The 18,857-nt window shown below is 71.7% G+C and carries 15 protein-coding genes and 1 pseudogene; 11 read left to right on the top strand and 5 right to left on the bottom strand.

Annotated elements, in window-relative coordinates:
* The first annotated feature begins 323 nt into the window (after positions 1–323).
* From ABZS42_RS11915 to ABZS42_RS11905, 3 genes are all read left to right on the top strand, one after another.
* Positions 324–1,127: a hypothetical protein gene (locus ABZS42_RS11915; RefSeq protein ID WP_355144329.1), complete on the top strand. Its 804-nt coding sequence runs from the start codon at positions 324–326 to the stop codon at positions 1,125–1,127.
* 280 nt (positions 1,128–1,407) lie between these two features.
* The gene (locus ABZS42_RS11910; protein WP_355144327.1) at positions 1,408–3,612 is read left to right on the top strand and encodes a transglycosylase domain-containing protein; all 2,205 of its coding nucleotides are present in this window, start codon (positions 1,408–1,410) and stop codon (positions 3,610–3,612) included.
* A gap of 141 nt (positions 3,613–3,753) precedes the next feature.
* On the top strand, positions 3,754–4,317 hold the full coding sequence (locus ABZS42_RS11905; RefSeq protein WP_355144325.1) for a dihydrofolate reductase family protein: 564 nt from the start codon (positions 3,754–3,756) through the stop codon (positions 4,315–4,317).
* Positions 4,318–4,424: 107 nt separating this feature from the next.
* Here ABZS42_RS11905 and ABZS42_RS11900 read toward each other — a convergent pair whose 3' ends face one another.
* Both ABZS42_RS11900 and ABZS42_RS11895 read right to left on the bottom strand, forming a co-directional pair.
* Positions 4,425–5,243, bottom strand: a complete 819-nt coding sequence (locus tag ABZS42_RS11900) for a class I SAM-dependent methyltransferase (protein ID WP_355144323.1) — start codon at positions 5,241–5,243, stop codon at positions 4,425–4,427.
* 43 nt (positions 5,244–5,286) lie between these two features.
* Positions 5,287–6,555 (bottom strand): MFS transporter, encoded by a 1,269-nt coding sequence (locus ABZS42_RS11895; RefSeq protein ID WP_355144321.1) that lies wholly within the window; start codon positions 6,553–6,555, stop codon positions 5,287–5,289.
* Positions 6,556–6,680: 125 nt separating this feature from the next.
* Between ABZS42_RS11895 and ABZS42_RS11890 the strand changes: the two are divergent.
* The 5 genes and pseudogenes from ABZS42_RS11890 to ABZS42_RS11870 form a co-directional block, all read left to right on the top strand.
* Positions 6,681–7,544, top strand: a pseudogene (locus tag ABZS42_RS11890) (LysR substrate-binding domain-containing protein); the annotation flags it as partial.
* Between the two features lie 21 nt (positions 7,545–7,565).
* Positions 7,566–8,438, top strand: a complete 873-nt coding sequence (locus ABZS42_RS11885; protein ID WP_355144494.1) for an RNA methyltransferase — start codon at positions 7,566–7,568, stop codon at positions 8,436–8,438.
* Positions 8,439–8,459: 21 nt separating this feature from the next.
* A complete protein-coding gene (locus ABZS42_RS11880) occupies positions 8,460–8,780 on the top strand; it encodes a hypothetical protein (protein ID WP_355144319.1) in 321 nt (106 codons plus the stop codon).
* A 76-nt stretch (positions 8,781–8,856) separates the two neighbouring features.
* Entirely contained in the window at positions 8,857–9,057 is a 201-nt protein-coding gene (locus ABZS42_RS11875) for a hypothetical protein (protein WP_355144317.1), read from the top strand.
* A gap of 240 nt (positions 9,058–9,297) precedes the next feature.
* Positions 9,298–11,178, top strand: a complete 1,881-nt coding sequence (locus tag ABZS42_RS11870; protein ID WP_355144315.1) for a PucR family transcriptional regulator — start codon at positions 9,298–9,300, stop codon at positions 11,176–11,178.
* Positions 11,179–11,267: 89 nt separating this feature from the next.
* Here ABZS42_RS11870 and ABZS42_RS11865 read toward each other — a convergent pair whose 3' ends face one another.
* Positions 11,268–12,620 carry a hypothetical protein gene (locus ABZS42_RS11865; RefSeq protein ID WP_355144313.1) on the bottom strand — a complete coding sequence of 451 codons (1,353 nt, stop codon included), beginning with the start codon at positions 12,618–12,620 and terminating at the stop codon, positions 11,268–11,270.
* 104 nt (positions 12,621–12,724) lie between these two features.
* Here ABZS42_RS11865 and murD point away from each other — a divergent pair, with 104 nt between their 5' ends.
* Positions 12,725–14,071 (top strand): UDP-N-acetylmuramoyl-L-alanine--D-glutamate ligase, encoded by a 1,347-nt coding sequence (murD, locus tag ABZS42_RS11860; protein ID WP_355144311.1) that lies wholly within the window; start codon positions 12,725–12,727, stop codon positions 14,069–14,071.
* Between the two features lie 14 nt (positions 14,072–14,085).
* Here the strand turns inward: murD and ABZS42_RS11855 are convergent, their stop codons facing one another.
* Positions 14,086–14,790 carry a hypothetical protein gene (locus ABZS42_RS11855; protein WP_355144309.1) on the bottom strand — a complete coding sequence of 235 codons (705 nt, stop codon included), beginning with the start codon at positions 14,788–14,790 and terminating at the stop codon, positions 14,086–14,088.
* 193 nt (positions 14,791–14,983) lie between these two features.
* Positions 14,984–16,021, bottom strand: a complete 1,038-nt coding sequence (locus ABZS42_RS11850) for a hypothetical protein (protein ID WP_355144307.1) — start codon at positions 16,019–16,021, stop codon at positions 14,984–14,986.
* Between the two features lie 259 nt (positions 16,022–16,280).
* Here ABZS42_RS11850 and ABZS42_RS11845 point away from each other — a divergent pair, with 259 nt between their 5' ends.
* Together ABZS42_RS11845 and ngcE are read left to right on the top strand one after the other, a co-directional pair.
* Positions 16,281–16,994 (top strand): hypothetical protein, encoded by a 714-nt coding sequence (locus ABZS42_RS11845; protein WP_355144305.1) that lies wholly within the window; start codon positions 16,281–16,283, stop codon positions 16,992–16,994.
* 435 nt (positions 16,995–17,429) lie between these two features.
* A complete protein-coding gene (ngcE, locus tag ABZS42_RS11840) occupies positions 17,430–18,845 on the top strand; it encodes an N-acetylglucosamine/diacetylchitobiose ABC transporter substrate-binding protein (RefSeq protein ID WP_355144303.1) in 1,416 nt (471 codons plus the stop codon).
* Positions 18,846–18,857 lie beyond the last annotated feature (12 nt).

The following is an 18,857-nucleotide window of genomic DNA, read 5'->3' as shown; positions in this document are numbered from 1 at the left end:
ATCCGGGCTTGGTCGCCGTTGCGCGGGCCGCCGCTTCCGCACGACCTTCCGTGTCCGACCTCAACCCCGTGTCCGGCGTCAACCCCGTGTCCGGCCCAGGCGCGGTTCCTGGCGTGGGCCTCTCCGCGTTCCGATCCCCGGACGGGCCGCGCCCGGGCCGGCGAGGGGGCCGATTGTTGTGGCGTTGGGGCGGCGGGTTGGGAATAACGCGAAAGCTCCTCATTCCTGCTCGGAACGCTGCCACGATCGGTCGGAGGACGGGTGGTGACCAGGCATCGGGGCGCCCCGGCGTTCCGCACCGCTCGTGAGGAGCGAGGTGACGCATGAATGATCCGGCGAAGCGGATATGGTCGTCGGCCCCGGTGAGCGGAGCACACGACCCGACCGGACCGCTCGGCACCCGGCGTACGGGCGGTGGGTTCGGGGTACTGCCCTTCGTCGGTGAGCCGACCTCGGCGGGGCCGGCGACCAACGCGAGCTGGGCCTGGTCGGTACGCCGGTTCGCCCGCGCCGCGGTGTGGCTGCTGCCCGCGTACGCCGTCTTGTACGGCGCGGTCGCGATGGCCAGCGACGGCGGGGTGGGCAACGATCCGTACCCGGCCGACGGTCGGCCGCTCTATCTGGTCGGCTGGGTGGCCGCGGTCTGGTTGGGTCTGCTCGCCCTGTTGGCCCTCACCGGGCTCCTCGCCGCGACCCGCAGCCGCAAGGCCGCCGCGGCGGGACTGCTCGTGAGCATCGCCGGCACCGTGTTGCTGCTCCCGTTCGCCGGACTCGAGGAGCAGACGCCCGTTTTCGGTACCACCGCCCGGATGCTGGTGCTGGTCGGGGCGACCTGCTACAGCGTCGGCTGGTTCCTCACCGGCTGGGCGGTGGCCCGGTCCGGCGCGTTCAGCATGGGCGACGGGGTGATGCTGATGATCGCCGCGCCGCTGCTCGGCCTCGGCGGCGCGCTGGTCGGCTCATTGCAGACGTTCGGGGCGATCTTCGTGCTGATTGCCGGAATCGGCATCGGGTACCGCTCGGGCCGGCTCGTGCCGCGCGAGATCGTCCGTGACGCCGCCTCGGCGAGCGTCGCCACCGCGACCCCGCCCCCGGCCACTCCCGGCGGCCCCCTCTCGCCGGCCTGACCCACCCCACCCCACCCCACCCCACCCCACCCTCAGCTCCAGCTCCGGGGCTGGCTCCGGATCGATGATCATGAAGTTATTGCGGGGACACGCCGGGTGAGCGGGCAACAACTTCATGATCACCCGCGGCGTCGGCCGGGGTGAGAGGTGGGAGGGGGCCGGGGGGAGGGGGCGGGGTTTCGGCTGATTGTGGGAGGCTGCTGGGGAGGGGCGGTGAAGTTCCTGACAAACCGGCCCGCGGGGTGGTCGGTTGATGGCTTTCGTGGCAATCCTGGGGACCATGGCCCCTCTCCGTTCACCGCTCTCGAGGCTGTTCACCGTGCTCCTCGCCGGAGCGCTAGCCGGCCTTGTCCTCGCGGTGGCCGTACTCCCCGGCAACCTGCTGTTCGGGCTTGTCACCCGGTCGGCGCTCGGGGCGTACGCCGCGCTACCGGACGCCCTGCGTACCCCGGCCACCCCGCAGCGCTCCTACATCTACGCGAACGACGGCAAGACGTTGATCACCACGTTCTACGACGTGAACCGCACCGACGTCCCGCTGTCGGAGATCGCCCCGGTGATGCGGCAGGCGATCGTGGCGGCCGAGGACCGACGGTTCTACGAGCACGGCGGCGCCGATCTGCGCGGCCTGTTCCGTGCGGTGGTGGCGAACGTGAAGGGCGGCGGCACCGAACAGGGCGGCTCCACGCTTACTATGCAGTACGTCCGCAACGTGCTGAAGACGGACCCGACCCGCACGGCGGAGGAGCGGCAGGCGGCCACCGACCCGACCGTGGGCCGCAAGATCCAGGAGATCCGGTACGCCTCGGCGTTGGAGAAGTCCCTCAGTAAGGACGAGATCCTCAACCGGTACCTGAACATCGCGTACTTCGGATCCGGGGCGTACGGCATCGCCGCCGCCAGCCAGCGGTACTTCGGCAAGGAGCCCGCGCAGCTGACCCTCGCCGAGGCGGCTCTGCTCGCCGGTCTCGTGCAGTCGCCGGACGCGTACAGCCCGATCGACGGTGACCAGGACCAGGCGCTGGCGCGCCGCTCGTACGTACTCGACTCGATGGTGCAGACCGGGGCGATCACGGCCACGCAGGCGGCCCAGGCCAAGGCCGAGAAGCTCGTCCTGCACCCGACCGCCCAGGCCAACGGCTGCACGGCGACCGCGCCGGGGCACGACGACTGGGGCTTCTTCTGCGACTACCTGCGCCGCTGGTGGCTGACCCAGCCGGCGTTCGGTGCGACCACCGAGGAGCGGGAGCAGGCGCTGCGCCGGGGCGGCTACACCGTCGTCACCTCGCTCGACCCGAAGATCCAGTCGGCCGCCCAGAAGCAGGCCACCGAGGTGTACGGGTACGACAACAAGAACGCGCTGCCGATCGCCGCGGTCGAGCCGGGCACCGGTCGGGTGCTGGCGATGGCGGTCAACCGGCACTACAGCCTCGCCGCGAACCCGAAGGGGCAGGAGAACTACCCGAACACCGTCAACCCGCTGATCTCCGGCGGGGGTGGCGTCGACGGCTACCAGGCCGGGTCGACGTTCAAGCTCTTCACGATGCTCGCCGCGCTGGAGTCGGGCAAGACACTCTCCACCGGTTTCGACGCGCCCGCGAAGCTGCCCACCCGCTACCCGGACAACGGGCCGGGCAACTGCGGCGGCCACTGGTGCCCGGCCAACGCCAACCCGGCCTTCATGGACGGCTACCGGATGATGTGGGACGGCTTCGGCCGCTCGGTCAACACGTACTTCGTGTGGCTGGCCGAGCAGGTCGGGCAGGACAAGGTTGTCGAGATGGCGCAGCGGCTCGGCATCACCTTCCGGGCCGACGCGGACGCCAAGTTCGCCAAGGACAACGCGGCCAACTGGGGGTCCTTTACCCTCGGCGTCGCCGCGACCACCCCGCTCGACCTGGCCAACGCGTACGCCACGGTGGCTTCGGAGGGCATGTACTGCAAGCCACTGCCGGTCAACTCGGTGACCGCGCCGAACGGCACCAAGGTCGCGGTCGCCGATCCGTCCTGCAAGCGGGTGCTGGACGCCGACGTGGCCCGGGCCGCGACGGACGCCGCGCGTTGCCCGGTCGGCCAGCAGTCGGCGTTCGGGCAGTGCAACGGTGGTACGGCCACCGCTGTGAACGGGATCCTCGCCGGCCGCCCGGTCGCCGGCAAGACGGGTAGCTCGGAGGAGAACGCGACCGAGACCTTCGTGGGCTTCACCCCGCAGGTCGCTGTCGCGGGCATCGCCGCCAACCCGGACGACCCGACCAACTCGGTCGGGTCGGCGGTGCAGACCAGGGTGATCGACGCGGTGGCCCAGGTGATCGCGACCGCCGTCAAGGGAGAGCCGGAGAAGGCTTTCGCGGCTCCCAGCCATGCACTGGTCGGTGACCCACGTCGGCCGGTGGAACGGCCGCAGGTGCAGCCACGCCCGAACGACCAGCGTGGCCCCGCCGACGACCGGTCGTTGCTGGGTCGCCTGTTGGGCCGCCGCGGCTGACCGGCGCGCCGTGTCCTTCACACAGCTCCCAAAAAAATCTTGGGGATTGTCCGGGCCGTCGTGTCGGATCCAGTCGGTCGGCTCCGACGATCGGGTGAGGGACGCCCAGTGGGGGCGTACCGCACCGGAGGAGCAATCGCCATGCGCAAGATCGTCTACTGGGTGCACCAGTCCGTCGACGGCTACATCCAGGGCCCGAACGGCGAGTTCGACTGGCCGGAGATGGGGCCGGAGCTCTCGGCGTACTCCATGCGGCTCTGCACGCGGTCCGGCGCCTTCCTCTACGGCCGCAAGGTCTGGGAGCTGATGTCGTCCTACTGGCCCCGGGTGGAGTCGATCTCGAAGCACCCGCACGACCTCGCCTTCGCCCCCGTCTGGCGGAAGACCCCGCACGTCGTGGTCTCCCGGACGCTCACCGAGGTGGCCGAGGGCGAACGCGTGGTCGGCCGGGGCGACCTGGCGGCCGAGATCACGGCGCTCAAGGAGGAGCCGGGTGGGGACCTGCTGCTCACCGGCGGTTCGAAGCTCGCGTCGGCGCTGACCGCGCTCGGCCTGGTCGACGAGTACCAGATCGTCGTACACCCGGTGGTGCTCGGCGGTGGCCAACCGGTCTTCCTCGACGCCGAGCGGCTCGGGTTGCGGCTGACGGAGACCCGTACCTTCGACTCCCGCTCGGTGCTGCTCAGCTACCAGCGCGCCGCGTGAGTGCGGCGAGCACGCCGGTGCGGGCGGAGCGATCCGCGCGCACCGGCGCGGCCGTGACCAGCGCGCGGTGAAGTCGTGCCGTGCTGTTCCCGTCGGCGGGACCGGCGTCAGTCCCGAGAACCTGCCGAGGCCTGCGCCTTGTGGACCACGGCACGCAGCCACGATCCGGGCCCGGGTCCCCGTAGCTCCCGCACGCCCTGGCGAAGGATCGCTTCTTCGGCGCTGGACAGCGCCGGATTGTTGATCGTGGCCTCCACCGCATCGGCGAAATAGTGGGCTATCCCGGTCATCTCGGTGCCTCGGAACGTCAGCAGGCGCTCGCCGGGATCGATGTCCGAGAAACCGACCTCATCCAACCAACCCCACAGTTGCATACCCGCGTCGCTCTGCCCGAACGCGCGCATCGCTGCCACCACCGCCGAGAGCACCGACGTCACCGCGGGAGTCGACGGCCCCACCTTGATGGTCGCGTAGTCGGCCTCGATCACGGTGATCCTTCCGCCGGGCGCGAGGACCCTTCGCGCCTCGCGGAGGGCTGCCTTCGCGTCGTCCTCCGTCATGTGTTCCAGCACCCACATCATCCAGACGTGGTCGAACGAGGCGGTCTCGTACGGGAGGTTGCGGGCGTCGGCCACGTTGAGGTCCGCGCGTACGCCATGGGCCGCGAGATGGTCGCGAGCGAACTCGATCTGGGCGGGCGAGTTGTCGATGCCGTTGAGGTGTACGTCCGGGAACGACTCGCCCAGGATGCGCAGCACCGCGCCCGCACCGCAGCCCACCTCGAGCAGGCGGGTTCCGCCGGCCAGAACCGTGCCGTCCAGGATGAGTCGGTCCTTCCAGATCTCGGCCTGCCGTATCAGGCGCTGCTGCTCTGCCGCCGCGTAGCCGTGGATGTAGCCCGTCCCGGCGGCGCTCGATTCGCTCACGTCCATCCTCTCGATCGTGCCGTCCCGTTGTGGCGGGACGTCGTCAGCCGCGACGCCCGGCGGCCGTCGGCCGCGCCGAGCCGGACCGGTCGGAGTCCCCGAGCAGCCAGCGGGCGGCGCCGACGATGCCGAGCGTGATGAAGACGGCGAAGCCGAGCAGACCGGCACGCGGGCCGACCTGACGCAGGGCGATTCCGAGGCCGATCACTGGGATCGACAGGCCCAGGTAGCCGGAGAGGAAGATGCCGGCGAGGGCCTCGGCCCGCCCTTCGGGGGTGGAGATGGCGGCGGTGGTGCCGAGCACCCCCTTGAAGATGAGACCAGCGCCGGCGCCGCTGACCACCGCACCGACGATGAACAACGCGAGGTTGGGGGTGTCGAGCCAGGCGGCCACGACCGCCAGGATCAAGCCGCCCACCAGGAGCACCATCCCGACCGCGACGCTCCGGCGCAGCGACCAGCCCGGCGTGGCGATCTGCATCACCGCACCCGCTGCGCAGATCAGGAAGATGCTCACCCCGGCCAGCGCGCGGGACGGGTGGTGCATGATGACGGCCAGGAAGGTGCTGGTCAGGCCGGTGAACAGGCCCAGACCGCCGAAGGCGAGGAACGCGCCGGCCGCCGCGGCGTAGTAGCGCGGACGGGCGGCGGCGGGCACGGCCACCCGCTGCGGACGGTACCGGGGCCTCGGGTCCGGCAGCGACCGCGCGTCCGGTGAGAGCAGCACGCCGACCAGCGCCAGCGCGAGCGCCACCAGGATGACCACGTAGGGCAGCCGCAGCGGGTTCGGCGCCCACTCGGCGAGCAGACCGGCGAGCAGCGTGCCGATGCCGAGTCCACCCAGGTTCACGGCGATGGCCACCACCTGGGCCCGGCGCGGCCCGGCGTGTGGGCGGTGGGCGGCGTGCAGTTCGGCCAGCCAGGCGGTCGCGGTGGCGGTTGCCACACCGACGGAGAGCCCGTTGAGCACCCGGGCCACGAGCAGGCCGGGCAGCTCCGGCCAGAGCAGGAAGACCGCTGCGCTGGCCAGGCTGAGCACCAGTGCGGGGACGAGGATCCGTCGCCGTCCGTGCCAGTCCGATACGTGCCCAGCGAGGAAGAGGCTGACCACCACACCAGCGGCGTACGCGGCGAAGACGATGGTGATGGTGAACGTCGAGAAGCCGTCCCGCTGCTGGTAGATCGGGTACAGCGGCGAGGGTATGGTGCCCAGCGCCATCACCGCGAGGTAGGCGAACGCGATGGCCCAGAAGCCGATGCCGTGGCGATTCGCGGAGGCTGCTGGCCGCGCAGCCAACGTTGCGGAGGTCATTTCTGGTAGATCATCCGATTCTGTTGGTCAGTGGTACGTCTCCCGCCGATCCTGTCCTGTGGTGGTCGCCATCCGCGACGACGATTGCTGCTATCGATCATCTTCTCGAGTGATAAACAGGCGACATGGAACTCCGGCACCTGGTCACCTTCGCGACCGTGGCCGAGGAGGGTAGCTTCACCAAGGCCGCCGACCGGTTGCGGGTGGTGCAGTCGGCGGTCTCGGCCACCGTCCGCAACCTCGAACGTGAACTCGGTGTCACCCTCTTCGAGCGGACGACGCACCGGGTCGAGCTGACCTGCGCCGGGCGGGTGCTGCTGCCGGAGGCGCGACGTACGCTCGCCGCCGCAGACGGACTGCGCGAGGTCGTCGACCAGCTCCGGGGCGGCCTGCGCGGAACCGTGCGACTCGGCGTGATGCTGGCGCAGCGCGCTCCCGCGGTCAACGTGGCGCAGCTGCTCGCCGACTTCCGGGACGAATACCCCGACGTCAGAGTCGAGCTGCAGGTCGGGCCGAGCCAGCAGCACGCCGCCGACCTCCGCAGCGGCCGGCTGGACCTGGCCTACCTCGCGTTGCCCCGCCCGGACGCCGGCGGCCTGCACCTTACTCCGATCGACACCCAGGTCATGCAGCTCTGCTGCGCCCCCGACCACCGGTTCGCCGGGCGTTCCGACGTCGAGCTGTGCGAGTTGACCGACGAGACCTTCGCCGACGGCCCGGAAGGCTGGGGGAGCCGCATCGCGACGGACCGGGCGTTCGCGGCTCTCGGGCTCGAGCGCGTCGTCCGGTACGAGGTCGCCGACGTCGGCAGTCTCGTCGATCTCGTGCGGTGCCGGCTGGCCGTGGCGATCACGCCGCCGCTGGTGCTGGAGCCGGGGGCGAACGTTCGGCTCATCCCGATCCGGCAGCACGCTCCGATCTTCCAGGTTTCGCTCGCCGCGTCGGCCGACCATCAACTCAGCGCTCCCGCCCGCGCCCTGCTCGCCACTGCCCAACGTCGCGCCCACCTGTTGGCCGGCTCAGCGCGCATTCCTGACGAGCATCGTCGGTCGCGCGTCCGGCAGAATCGTCGGGTGCCCGTTCACGAGATCACCGACCCTGACGACGAGCGGATCGCCGACTATCGTGCGCTGACCGACGTCGAGCTGCGTACCCGCTGGGAGCCCCCGCACGGACTGTTCATCGCCGAGGGCGAGCTGGTGCTGCGCAGGGCGCTGCGGGCGGGCTATCCGGCGCGGTCGTACCTGGTCGACGCCAAGCGGGTCGATCAGCTCGCCGACCTGGACACCGGGGAGGCGCCGGTCTACGCGGCGAGCCAGGACGTGCTGGAGAAGGCCACCGGCTTCCACGTACACCGGGGCGTGCTCGCGTCCTTCCGACGCCGGCCGCTGCCCACGGTGGCCGAGGTGCTCGCGGAGGCCCGCCGAGTGGTGATCCTCGAGGACGTGAACAACCACACCAACCTCGGCGCGATCTTCAGGGGTGCCGCCGCCCTGGGTGTCGACGCGGTGCTGCTCTCGCCGACCTGCGCCGACCCGCTCTACCGGCGCAGCGTGCGGGTCAGCATGGGTGAGGTGTTCGCGGTGCCGTACGCCAAGTTCGAGCAGTGGCCCGCCGGCCTGGACCAGATCCGGGAGGCCGGCTTCACCGTGCTCGCCATGACGCCGGCCCCGGACGCCGTACCGATCCAGCTGCTGACGCCGGCGCAGCGTCGGCGGGCGGCCCTGCTCCTGGGGGCGGAAGGTCCTGGCCTGACCGCGGCGGCGCAGAATGCCAGCGACGTGCGGGTGGTACTCCCGATGCGCCGTGGGGTGGACTCCTTGAACGTCGCCGCCGCCGCGGCGGTGGCGTTCTGGGAACTGGGCCGCGAGGACCCGCTGTAGCGGCGGGCGTAATCTCCGCGCGTGCTTGATCTTGGTGGCCTCGCCAGTACCGCCGGTTACGCCGAAGCCGCCGATGCGCTCGCCGACCAGTACGAGAGCGTGTCGTTCGCGGAGGTCCACCGCGACATGCTCCACCTGTTCCCCTCCCGCCCCAGTACGGTTCTGGACATCGGCGCGGGCAGCGGGCGCGACGCGGCCGCGCTCGCCGGCCTGGGACATCGCGTCTTCGCGGCCGAGCCGGTCGCGGGACTTCATCGGCGCGGCCAGCGGATCCACGCCGACCGCGCCGTCGAGTGGTTCGACGACGCGTTGCCCGAGCTGAGGACGCGACCGGCCGTTTGACCCGATCCTGCTGACGGCGGTCCGGATGCATCTGGACGCACCGCCGCGATCACTCGCCACGGGAACGCTGGCAGGCATGCTCGTCCCGGGTGGCCGCGTGGTGCTGTCGCTACGGCACGGGCCCATTCCGGCGGGCCGACGCATGTTCGAGGTCTCGGCGTCGGAGACGATCGAGTCGGCCGCCGGCCACGGGCTGACTGTCGTGCACTCCAGCGAACTGGAGGATCCGCACGGCCGGGCGGGCGTGCGCTGGAGCTACCTCGGACTGCAGCGGTAGACCGCCGGCCCGCCCGCCCGGACGGGTTGTCGTCCGCTCCCCGAGGTTTCGGTAGGCGCTTCCTGGCTGGGCTACGCGCTGTCGCTACCGCGCGGCCTCCGACCCGAACCCGGATCGGTCCGAAACAAACCGAGTGTGCCCCCGCGGGCACCCGTAAGCTGCCCGGTCTTCGGCCGGCCGTGCCCGAATCGGGCCGGGGCGGCCGCGCCGGTTTCCGCCACGGGAGTCACGGACGGTAGCGTGACGCCCGTGTTCCCTACCGTCCGTGAGGTTCTCGCCCTCGACCCGGTCCGCCACGGCGCGCCGCGCCTGGTGGCGGGCGAGGCCGGACTCGACCGGCTGGTCCGTTGGGTGCACGCGGCCGAGGTGCCGGACATCGCTTCCCTGCTCGGCGGCGGTGAACTGGTGCTCACCACCGGGATCGGCCTGCCCGCCGACGACGCGGGCCTGCGCGCGTTCATCGGCGACCTGGCCGACGTGGGCGTGTCCGGCCTGGTCGTCGAGCTGGGCCGCCGGTACGTCAGCGGGGTGCCCCGGGTGATGGCGGCCGCCGCCGAACGCCGCGGACTGCCCCTGGCGGAGCTGCGGCGGGCCACCCCGTTCGTGCGGATCACGGAAGCGGTGCACGGGCTGATCGTGGATGCCCAGCTCACCGAGCTGCGGGCCACCGAGGAGATCCACCAGCGGTTCACCGAGCTGTCGGTCGAGGGCGCCGGGCCGGGCGAGGTGATCCGGCAGGCGGCGGAGCTCTCCGGCTGCCCGGTGGTGCTGGAGAACCTTTCCCGGCAGGTGCTCGCGTACGACCCGGCGGGGGAGAGCGCCGAGCTGCTGCTCGACGGCTGGGAGCAGCACTCGCGGCGGATCCGGCCGGCCGGGCGGACCGCGTACGACGCGGACAGCGGCTGGCTGGTCACCGAGGTCGGGGCCCGCGGGCAGGACTGGGGCCGTCTGCTGTTGCGCTGGCCGGCCGGGGGTGACCCCGCCGCCGTACGCCCGCGTAGGCCCGCCGCAGGCCCGGACACCCACCTCGGGCGCCGGTCGCCGCAGATCGTCCCGCCGACCCGGCTCACGATCCTGGTCGAGCGGGCCGCCTCCACACTGGCTTTGGGCCGGTTGATCCGCCGGGACGCCGAAGGGCTGGAACGGCAGATGCATCGCACGCTGCTCACGGCGCTCCTCGACCACTCCTGGCCGGTGGATGAGGTGGCGCTGCGGGCCAAGGCGCTCGGTGTGACGCTGGACCGCAGACACCTGGTCGGCATCATGATCCGGTTCCGGGCCGACGGCCCGGCGGGGGACAGCACCCCGGGTGGTGAACCAGGTCCGGCGACGCCGCCGGCGCGGTTGCGCGACCTCGCCGAGGCGGTGGAGCACGCGCTGCGCGAGGCACGGCTCGCTGCCCTGTCCAGCGCGGTCGACGACCACGCGGTCGGCGCGCTGGTCGCCCTGCCGGACGCCGCCGCCGAGGAGCGGGCGCTGGGCGCGTTCGCCGCCGCGCTGCGCCGGGCCCGGCTCGACGGATCGACCGCGACCCGCCAGGACGGTACGGCCCGTGCCGACGCGCCGGGCCGGAGCGATGCCACCCGGTCGGAGGCGGCGTCCCGGATCGACGCGCCGTCCCGGGGCGACCTGCCCCGGCAGGGCGTTCGCGCGTCGGTCCCGGTTCCGCCGTCTCCGGTGATCATTGCGGCCGGCTCGGGGGTGGGTGGGCTCCGGGAGGCTCGACGCTCACTCATCGAGGCGCGGCAGATCGCCGACGCGGCCCGGCGGGACCGTCGTGACCTGCCCATCTTTCGGCTGCCGCACGTCGGGCTCGCCGGGCTGCTGCACCTGCTCCGCGACGAGCCGCGGGTGCAGACCTTCGTTGAGCGGGAACTCGGCCCGCTGCTCGGGTACGACGCGCAGCACCCGCGGGAGCAGTTGCTCGACACGCTACGCGCGTACCTCGAACAGGGCCGGAACAAGTCGGCGGCGGCCGCCGCGGCGCACCTGTCCAGGCCGGCCTTCTACGAGCGGCTGGCCCGCATCGGGCGCATCCTCGACGTCGACCTGGACTCCGTCGAAGCCTGCCTGAGCCTGCACGTCGCCCTGCTGGCCCTGGACGCCATCCGCACCCCCTAACCCACCCCACCCCACCCGGCCCCGGGCCCACCCGCCACCGGGGCGATCGGGGGCGCACCGGGGCGATACGGGGGCGGGGAGGGAGAGGGTTAGGAGAGGGTGGTCAGGGCCTTTGCGTAGGCCGGGGGGACGTGGTTGGGGCCACCGCCGGGGGTGAAGACGTCCGAGGTGGCGACCACCGACCAGGCCGTGTCGGGTACGGCGTCCACCAGGGCGCGTACGACCGGGGCGTCGCGCCACTGCTCCTGCTCGGCGAGCAGGCCCAACGCCACCACCGACTCCTCCACCTCGCCGACGCACTCGAACGGCTTGTGCCCGTCCACCCCGAGCAGCTCCCGGTAGCCGGGGATCTGCGCCTCGTCGGCGAGCAGGTCGCCGCCGAAGATGTGGGTGACCCGTTCCCGGGGCATGAACGGGGCGAGCGCCAGGAAGACGAATCGGCACTTCGGGCAGTCCCGGCACCAACGGTCGCTCGGGTCACGCAGCTTGAACGCCGCGTTGCAGCTGGTCACCACGTCGTCGTAACGGTCGATGCCGGCGAAGAGCCGGGCGATGTGCAGCTCCGACAGAGGCCGTAGCAGGGAGAAGTAGGGCTCGGCGAGTCCGGCGTGCTCGGTGAGCGCGGCGCGCAGCAGCCCCTCGGCCTCGACCCCCTTGGACCACTGGTGGTTGATCTCGTGACCGTCCCAGATCAGGTTCGGGTCGGACGCGGAGCGCTCGTTGGACATCACCACCGGCCCCAGCCCGTGCAGCACCGACGTCGCGACCGCGATCAGCGAGTTGATCGCGGTGACCGGGATGTGTCCGTTGCGGGCGCCGGCGGCGTTCAGGTCGAACAGCACCGGGTCGATCCGGCGGCGGGCGGCCAGCGGCGCGAGCCCCGACGCCTCGTTCACCGAGACGATCACGTGGTTCGGGTTGACCGAGAACGGCACCGGGTCGAAGCCGGCGCGCCGTAGCGCCTCCAGGCTGACGATCGAGTCCTTGCCGCCGCCGACCGCCGACAGCGGCCGCCGGTCGGAGTTGTCCAGTGGCGCCAGGGGCTTGACGGAGCCGTCCGGGATCTCCGGCGTGAGCTGGAGCACATGCGGCAACTGGTTGCGGTACGCGTACTCCCCGAGGCCCTTGGTGTAGACGGCCGTGACCAGCTCGGCGGCGGCCGGCCCGAGCGGAGCCGGCAGCACCAGCCGGCCGGGCGCGGCGGTCTTGTAGTAGCTGACTCCGGCGATGACGTGCAGCAGTTCGAGCACCCGACCGAGGGCAGCGACCGCCTCGTCGGAAGGCGGCGCCTCCGGGAGCGGAAACGTGATCGCCTCGGTGAACCGCTGCTCACCGGCAGGACCTGTCAGAGCGTAGTCGAACAACGCCTCACCGGTGGAGAGGTCGATCGAGTAGGACGGGAATCCGAAGGCGTCCATCCGCCGCAGTTGCTCGTAGCGCACACGCCATACTAGGCCCTGGTTCGTCCGGCCGTGCCCGGCTGTGCCGGACCCGCACCGCGACACCCGGACCGTCCGGTACCGCCGAAACCCGGAGGAGATCACCTGTGCGCTTGTCTGACCTGCGCGGACGTTCCGTCGCCGTCTGGGGGACCGGCCGGGAGGGTCGGGCGGCGGTGACCGCGATCGCCGCACACGGCCCGGCCGAGCTGGTCGCCGTCGACGACAGCGCCAACTTCCTCTCGCTGCCGTGGGACGGGCCGCTGGCCGAGGCCGCCCCGCTCGTCACCGGCGAGGAGGCTTTCGCCCGGCTCGCCGCCGCCGATGTGGTGGTCCGCTCGCCGGGCGTGCCGCAGACCCACCCGTGGCTGGTCGAGCTGCGCCGCCAGGGCGTCACCATCACCCAGGGCACCGCGCTCTGGATGGCCGACCACGCCGACCGGACCGTCGGGGTCACCGGCAGCAAGGGCAAGAGCACCACGTCGAGCCTGATCAGCCACCTGCTGAACGCGGTGGACCGGCCGAACATCTTCGGCGGCAACATCGGCGTGCCCACGTTGGACCTGCCCGAGGCCGACCTCTACGTGCTGGAGCTCTCCAGCTACCAGTGCAGCGACCTGGCGGACTCGCCCCGGGTGGCGGTGGTCACCGCGCTCTTCCCCGAGCATCTCGACGCCCACGGCGGTGAGGCCGAGTACTACCGGGACAAGCTCAACCTGCTCGCGTACGGGCCGCGGACCGTGGTGGTCAACGGCAACGACCCGCGGCTCGCACTCGAACTGGGCGACCGGGCAGCCGTCCGCGCCGGCCTGCCCGACACCGCGCACGTGGCCACCGGCTCGGACGGCGCGCCCTGGTTCCACCTCCGCGACCAGCCGCTCTTCCCGCGCGCCGTGCTGCCACTGGTCGGTCGGCACAACGAGGGCAACCTCTGCGTCGCGCTCGCCGTGCTGGACGCGCTCGGAGTGGACGTCGTCGCCGGTAAGGACACGCTCGCCGTGGCGGTCGCCGGGTTCCAGGGACTGGCCCACCGGCTCACCGAGATCGTCGACCCGTCCGGGCTCACCTTCGTCGACGACACCCTCGCCACCAGCCCGTACGCCGCCATGCACGCCATCGACGCGTACGAGGGACGGCCGCTCACCGTGATCGTCGGCGGCACCGACCGTGGGCTGGACTACAGCCCGCTGCGGGAGCACCTGGCCGAGCGCGAGATCACCGTCATCGGAATTCCGGACAGCGGCCGTCGGATCGTCGAGGCGCTCGCCGGGCTGCCGAAGGTGCGGACCGAGACGGTCGACGATCTGGTGGACGCGGTCCGGCTGGCCCGGGAGCTGACCCCGGTCGGCGGCGTGGTGCTGCTCTCGCCCGCCGCGCCGAGCTACGGCCGGTTCCGTAACTTCGAGCACCGCTCCGAGGTCTTCGCCGAGGCGGTACGCGACACCGCCGGCTGACCTCTGGTCGGATGTCAGGCCTCCAGGACTGTGAGCCACTCGCCCGTCCTCGGGCGGTAGCCGTGCCGGTCCGAAAGTCCACGGAGGATCGCCGGCACGTGACCGGCACCGTAGACGATGGCCACGTCGATCGGCTCCGCGGCGCGCGTACGGATGAGTTCGGAGAGGGCGGCGAGCAGCCGCTCGTCCCGGGTGCCGCCGAGCGTGCGCTCGATCTGCTCGGTGAACTCGTCGTCGGCGTACTCCTCGTCCTGGGGTCCTGGCAGGTCGTTCACCTCCACCTTCGGTGAGAGCAGCGCCTTCCGGCCGCCGAAGAACTGGGCGACCACCACGAACGGAATGGCACACCACATGAGGAGCCGGTGGCGCAGTGGCATGGTGCGCCAGTCCTGGGCGAACTCCGCGGTCGTCACGTCCGGGTTGATCACCTCGATGCCCAGCGACCGGTACGGGATGGAATCGACCACCAGGCCGGAGCGCTTGTTGGCGGGCATGACCCGGTACGTGAGCGTGACCGCCCAGCCGAGGACGGATCGTCCGCTGACCCCCTCGACGACGAGCACGTCACACTGCCGCAGCCGCTCGGTGACCGCCGCGTAGAACTGCGGGCTCGCCACGTGCAGCATGGGAAAGAGTACGAACTGCAACTGGCTGCCCGGACGCCGGAGGCGCACCACCGCCGCGCGAGTACCGATGATGCTGTGCTCGATGATCTGCATCTGCGCCCACCTGGCCGAGCCGACCGTGACTCACAAGGTAGAGCCGGAGCACAAGTGTCAGGAGAGGCCACTCAGTAGGAGGCGCCCACCGTTGACCAGCGCCACCGCCCCCAACACCGTGATCACCAAGCCGAGCAGCCTGTCGAGCACCGGCCGGCGTGCCCCCACGCGGGAGAGCGGGTGCGCAGGGGCGTCACCCCTCGTGGCCGAGGGCGGTGTGCAGGGAACGCATCGAGCGGATGGCCGAGCGGATCTCCTGGAGGTAGCGCCCCGGTGTGAGCGTCGGCTCGGGCAGCCGGGCCGGGTCGGGCATCGCGGGGTCGACGCCGATTGTGTCCATCCCGGCCCCGTACGGCACCGCGAGGGTGCGCAGCGCGTCGCAGTGCTGGAACGGCACGTAGATCGGGTGGGTCACCAGCAGCATCTGGTCGCCGGGGGAGAGCCGGGCGTGCCCGGCCCAGAAGCGTTGGGTGTCCGCGGTGTGCGCGCGACGGTGCTGCGGTTCACTGGACGGGGCGGCCAGCACCCGCACGGGTGGGAAGCCGGTCGGGCGGTACGTTCGCGACGACCAGGATCGGTGTGGGTGTCCCGCGTCCACGCCGTCGTCTCGATCGGGCCGGGTCACTCCGAACGCGCGCCGTACCGCGGCGTCGAGCGCGTCGACCTCGGTGTCGGCGTCGGTCACCTCGGCCTCGGCGAGGGTGCGCCGCTCCGCTTCGGACAGCGGCCGGAAGCTGCCCAGCACCGCCACTTCGCCGGTCACCCCGACGCCGTCGCGCAGCAGGTGCGCGGCGTACGCCACCCGGCGCAGGCAGGCGGACGCCAGGCCGCCGAGTACGAGCAGGTGCGCGTACCGGGGTAGGGCCGGCGCCTCGGGGCGTACCAGGCCGAGCGTGCTGGCGGCGGCGACGACCTGCGCGGCGGTGGCCGGGGCGAGGGCCGGTTCCCGTGCCTCGGGCCGCTCCCGGCCACCCCGGAAGTCCCAGTGCCGCGCCGAGAACTCGTCGAGCCCGGCGAGCACGGCGCCGAGGCTGGCGGCCGGCCAGTCGCCGCCGAAGTGGGCCACCAGGCCGCGCAGCGACGGCGTGCCGACCCACCGGGCGATCCCCTCGACGATCGCCGTGCCGTCGCCGGGCAACGCGCCGCCGGACAAGGGCACCGGCACGGGGGTGACCGCGGGTGGCGCGGGGAGGGCGGCGTCGGGCGGCGGTGGCGTCGGACGCTCGGGCACGGTCAGGACTGTACCGGCCGGCGTGCAGGTCACCGGATGGGTTCGCCGCCGCGGTACCCCGGCGACCTCACCAACGCCGCTTCCGGGGTCGAGTCCCTGCTGGCCGGCCTGATGGGGATCACGATCTCTCTGCTGGTGGACTCGCTGGCCCGTGCGGAGCGCCGGTTCCACCTGCGTACGTTGCTGGACGGTCCGCCCTGGCTCGTCCGGACCACCACACAGCTCGCCGAGGCGATGCGCGAAGCGGCTGATCAGCCACGTGGCGTTGAGCGCCGGCCTGCTGGCCGTGCCGGTTCCGTTCGAGGCGGCCCTGGCCGGCACGTTGGTGCTCTGGCTGGTGGCAATGCTGTTGCTGCTCCGTCGGGCCGGGTCGCCGAGCACCGCGGCCGCTCCTGGCGCAGGTAAGGGAAGCGCCGGCTCGGACGGCGGGGACACCCAGCGGGGTGCCGGCGGCGCCGGGTCGGGTGACGAGACCGCCGACACCGACACCCGCCGGCTGGGTCTGCCGGCGCTGCTCAAGCTGGTCGCGGTCGAGGCCCGCCCGCAGTTGGCCGACTTCAGCCGGAACTTCGCCTGCAACAGCCTCGCACTGGTCGGATTCCTCACCGCCTACCACTACCTCCAGGATGTCTCATCGGCGGTGGCGCTGGCCGCCGGCTGGGCAGCCTTCGCACTGGTCGCTTCCGCGCTGCACCTACCGCCACGCCGCCGTGCCGTCGCGTCGATCACCGCCGACGTACCAGGGTCCACCGTCGTGTCGCAACCCGCGCCCGCTGCGACGCCGTCCACCGAGCCCCCAGGGCCGACCCCCGGCACCGACCCGACCTCCGCCGCCGCTGTGCGGCCCGCCGTTCAGCCCCGCGTCGGGCCGGAGCGCGGATCGGGCACTGCGCCGTCACCTGACGGCGGCCCGGGGAGGACGCACGGTACGGCGTCCCTCCGCTCGAGCAGCCGGCCCCGGTTTCCCCTGTAGGGGGTCGAGCCACCCTCTGTCCGCCGAGGACCGTCCGGGCCGCGCGCTGGAGTCCCACGCACCCATCACCGACAGGTCGGCCGAGGGTGCGAATTCTGATCAAGATACCCGGGCGGCGCCGACCGGGTGCGAGATGAGAGTGAGAGGCTCGGCGTAGCCGGGCCAGCGCACGGGTGTCACGGCGGTGGGCGGGGACCGCTGGCCGGCATGGCTGCGGAGGGCGCCGGCGCGGGGGTGTCGTCGGCCGGGCTGCTCGTGTCGCAGTGACGGATAACGGTTCGATGTGCAGGTATTGCGGTCCGCACCCCGGCTGTCGTAGAAATTCTTCAGCAACAATTTGCGAACTGAAGACAATCAACAGTTCCCCCGCGCCTCGTACGGCGGCCGCCCACCCCCACTCACCGACGGCCGCCCGGCCCGAACCGAGGAGAGAGCATGAACAGGCGTGACATCCTGCGGCGCACCGCCGCCGCCGGCCTGCTGGCCACTCCCGCCGCCGGTCTGCTCGCCGGCTGCGCCACCGGTGGCGGTGGCGGCGACAGCGACGCGGAGACGTACAAGGGCACGAAGAGTGAGCAGAACCCGCTCGGCGTCAAGGAAGACGCCCCGCTCGAGGTCGTGATCTTCAACGGTGGGTTCGGCGAGGAGTACGCCAAGGCCCACGAGGCCATGTACAAGGAGAAGTACCCGAAGGCGGAGATCGAGCACTCGTCGACGCAGGAGATCAACAAGACCCTCCAGCCGCGTTTCGTCGACGGCACCCCGCCGGACGTGGTGAACAACTCCGGCGCCGGTCAGATCGACTTCAACGGCCTGGTCTCCCAGAACGCCATCGCCGACCTGGGGGAGCTGCTCAACGCGCCGAGCCTCGACATCCCCGGCAAGACGGTCAAGGAGACCCTGCTGCCCGGCGCGGTCGAGGTCGGGTCGTACGACGGCAAGTTCCTAGTGCTGAACTACACCTACACCGCGTACGGCATCTGGCACTCCACCAAGCTCTTCGGCGAGCGGGGCTGGCAGTACGCGAAGACCTGGGACGAGCACATCGCGCTCTGCCGGCAGATCAAGGCCGCGGGCATCGCGCCCTGGACGTACGCCGGCAAGCACCCCCGATACATGAGCTGGCCGCTGATCGCCACCGCGGTCAAGCTCGGCGGCCCGCCCGTCGCCATGGCGATCGACAACCTGGAGCCGAACGCCTGGAAGTCCGACGCCATGAAGACGGCAGCCGACGCCTGGCACCAGATCGTGAAGGACAAGTTCATCCTGGACGGCTCGCCGGGCCTGGACCACGTGCAGTCGCAGACCGCGTGGTGCCAGGGCAAGGCCGCCTTCATCTCCTGCGGCTCGTGGTTGGAGAGCGAGCAGAAGAAGGTCACTCCTGAGGGCTTCAACATGATCATCCAGCCGACGCCGAGTCTCGGCAGTGGCGACAAGCTGCCGTACGAGGCGATCCGCGGCACCGCAGGTGAGCCGTTCATGGTGCCGGCCAAGGCGAAGAACCTGGCCGGCGGCCTGGAGTACTTCCGGACCATGCTCTCGCTCAGGGGAGCGCAGGACTTCACGCGGAAGGTCGCCAGCCTCACCATCGTGGCCGGTTCCACCGAGGGCGTCGAGCTGCCGTTCGGTCTCGGCACCGTGGTCAAGGCGCTCGACGCCTCCGGCAGCAACGGTTTCAACTGGGTCTACAACAACTACTACCGGAAGCTGGAGCGGGAACTCGTCGACGCGGCGTGCGGCGAGTTCTTCAGCGGCCGGATCGGTCCGGCGGACTTCCTCGACCAGTGCCAGCGGGGCGCCGACTCGATCGCCCAGGACAGCTCGATCAAGAAGTACAAGCGGACCGCGTGACGTCCGGCCGGT

Source organism: Micromonospora sp. NPDC005367 (assembly GCF_040606825.1).
Classification (GTDB): Bacteria; Actinomycetota; Actinomycetes; order Mycobacteriales; family Micromonosporaceae; genus Micromonospora.
This window is presented reverse-complemented; position numbering and strand designations above follow the sequence as displayed.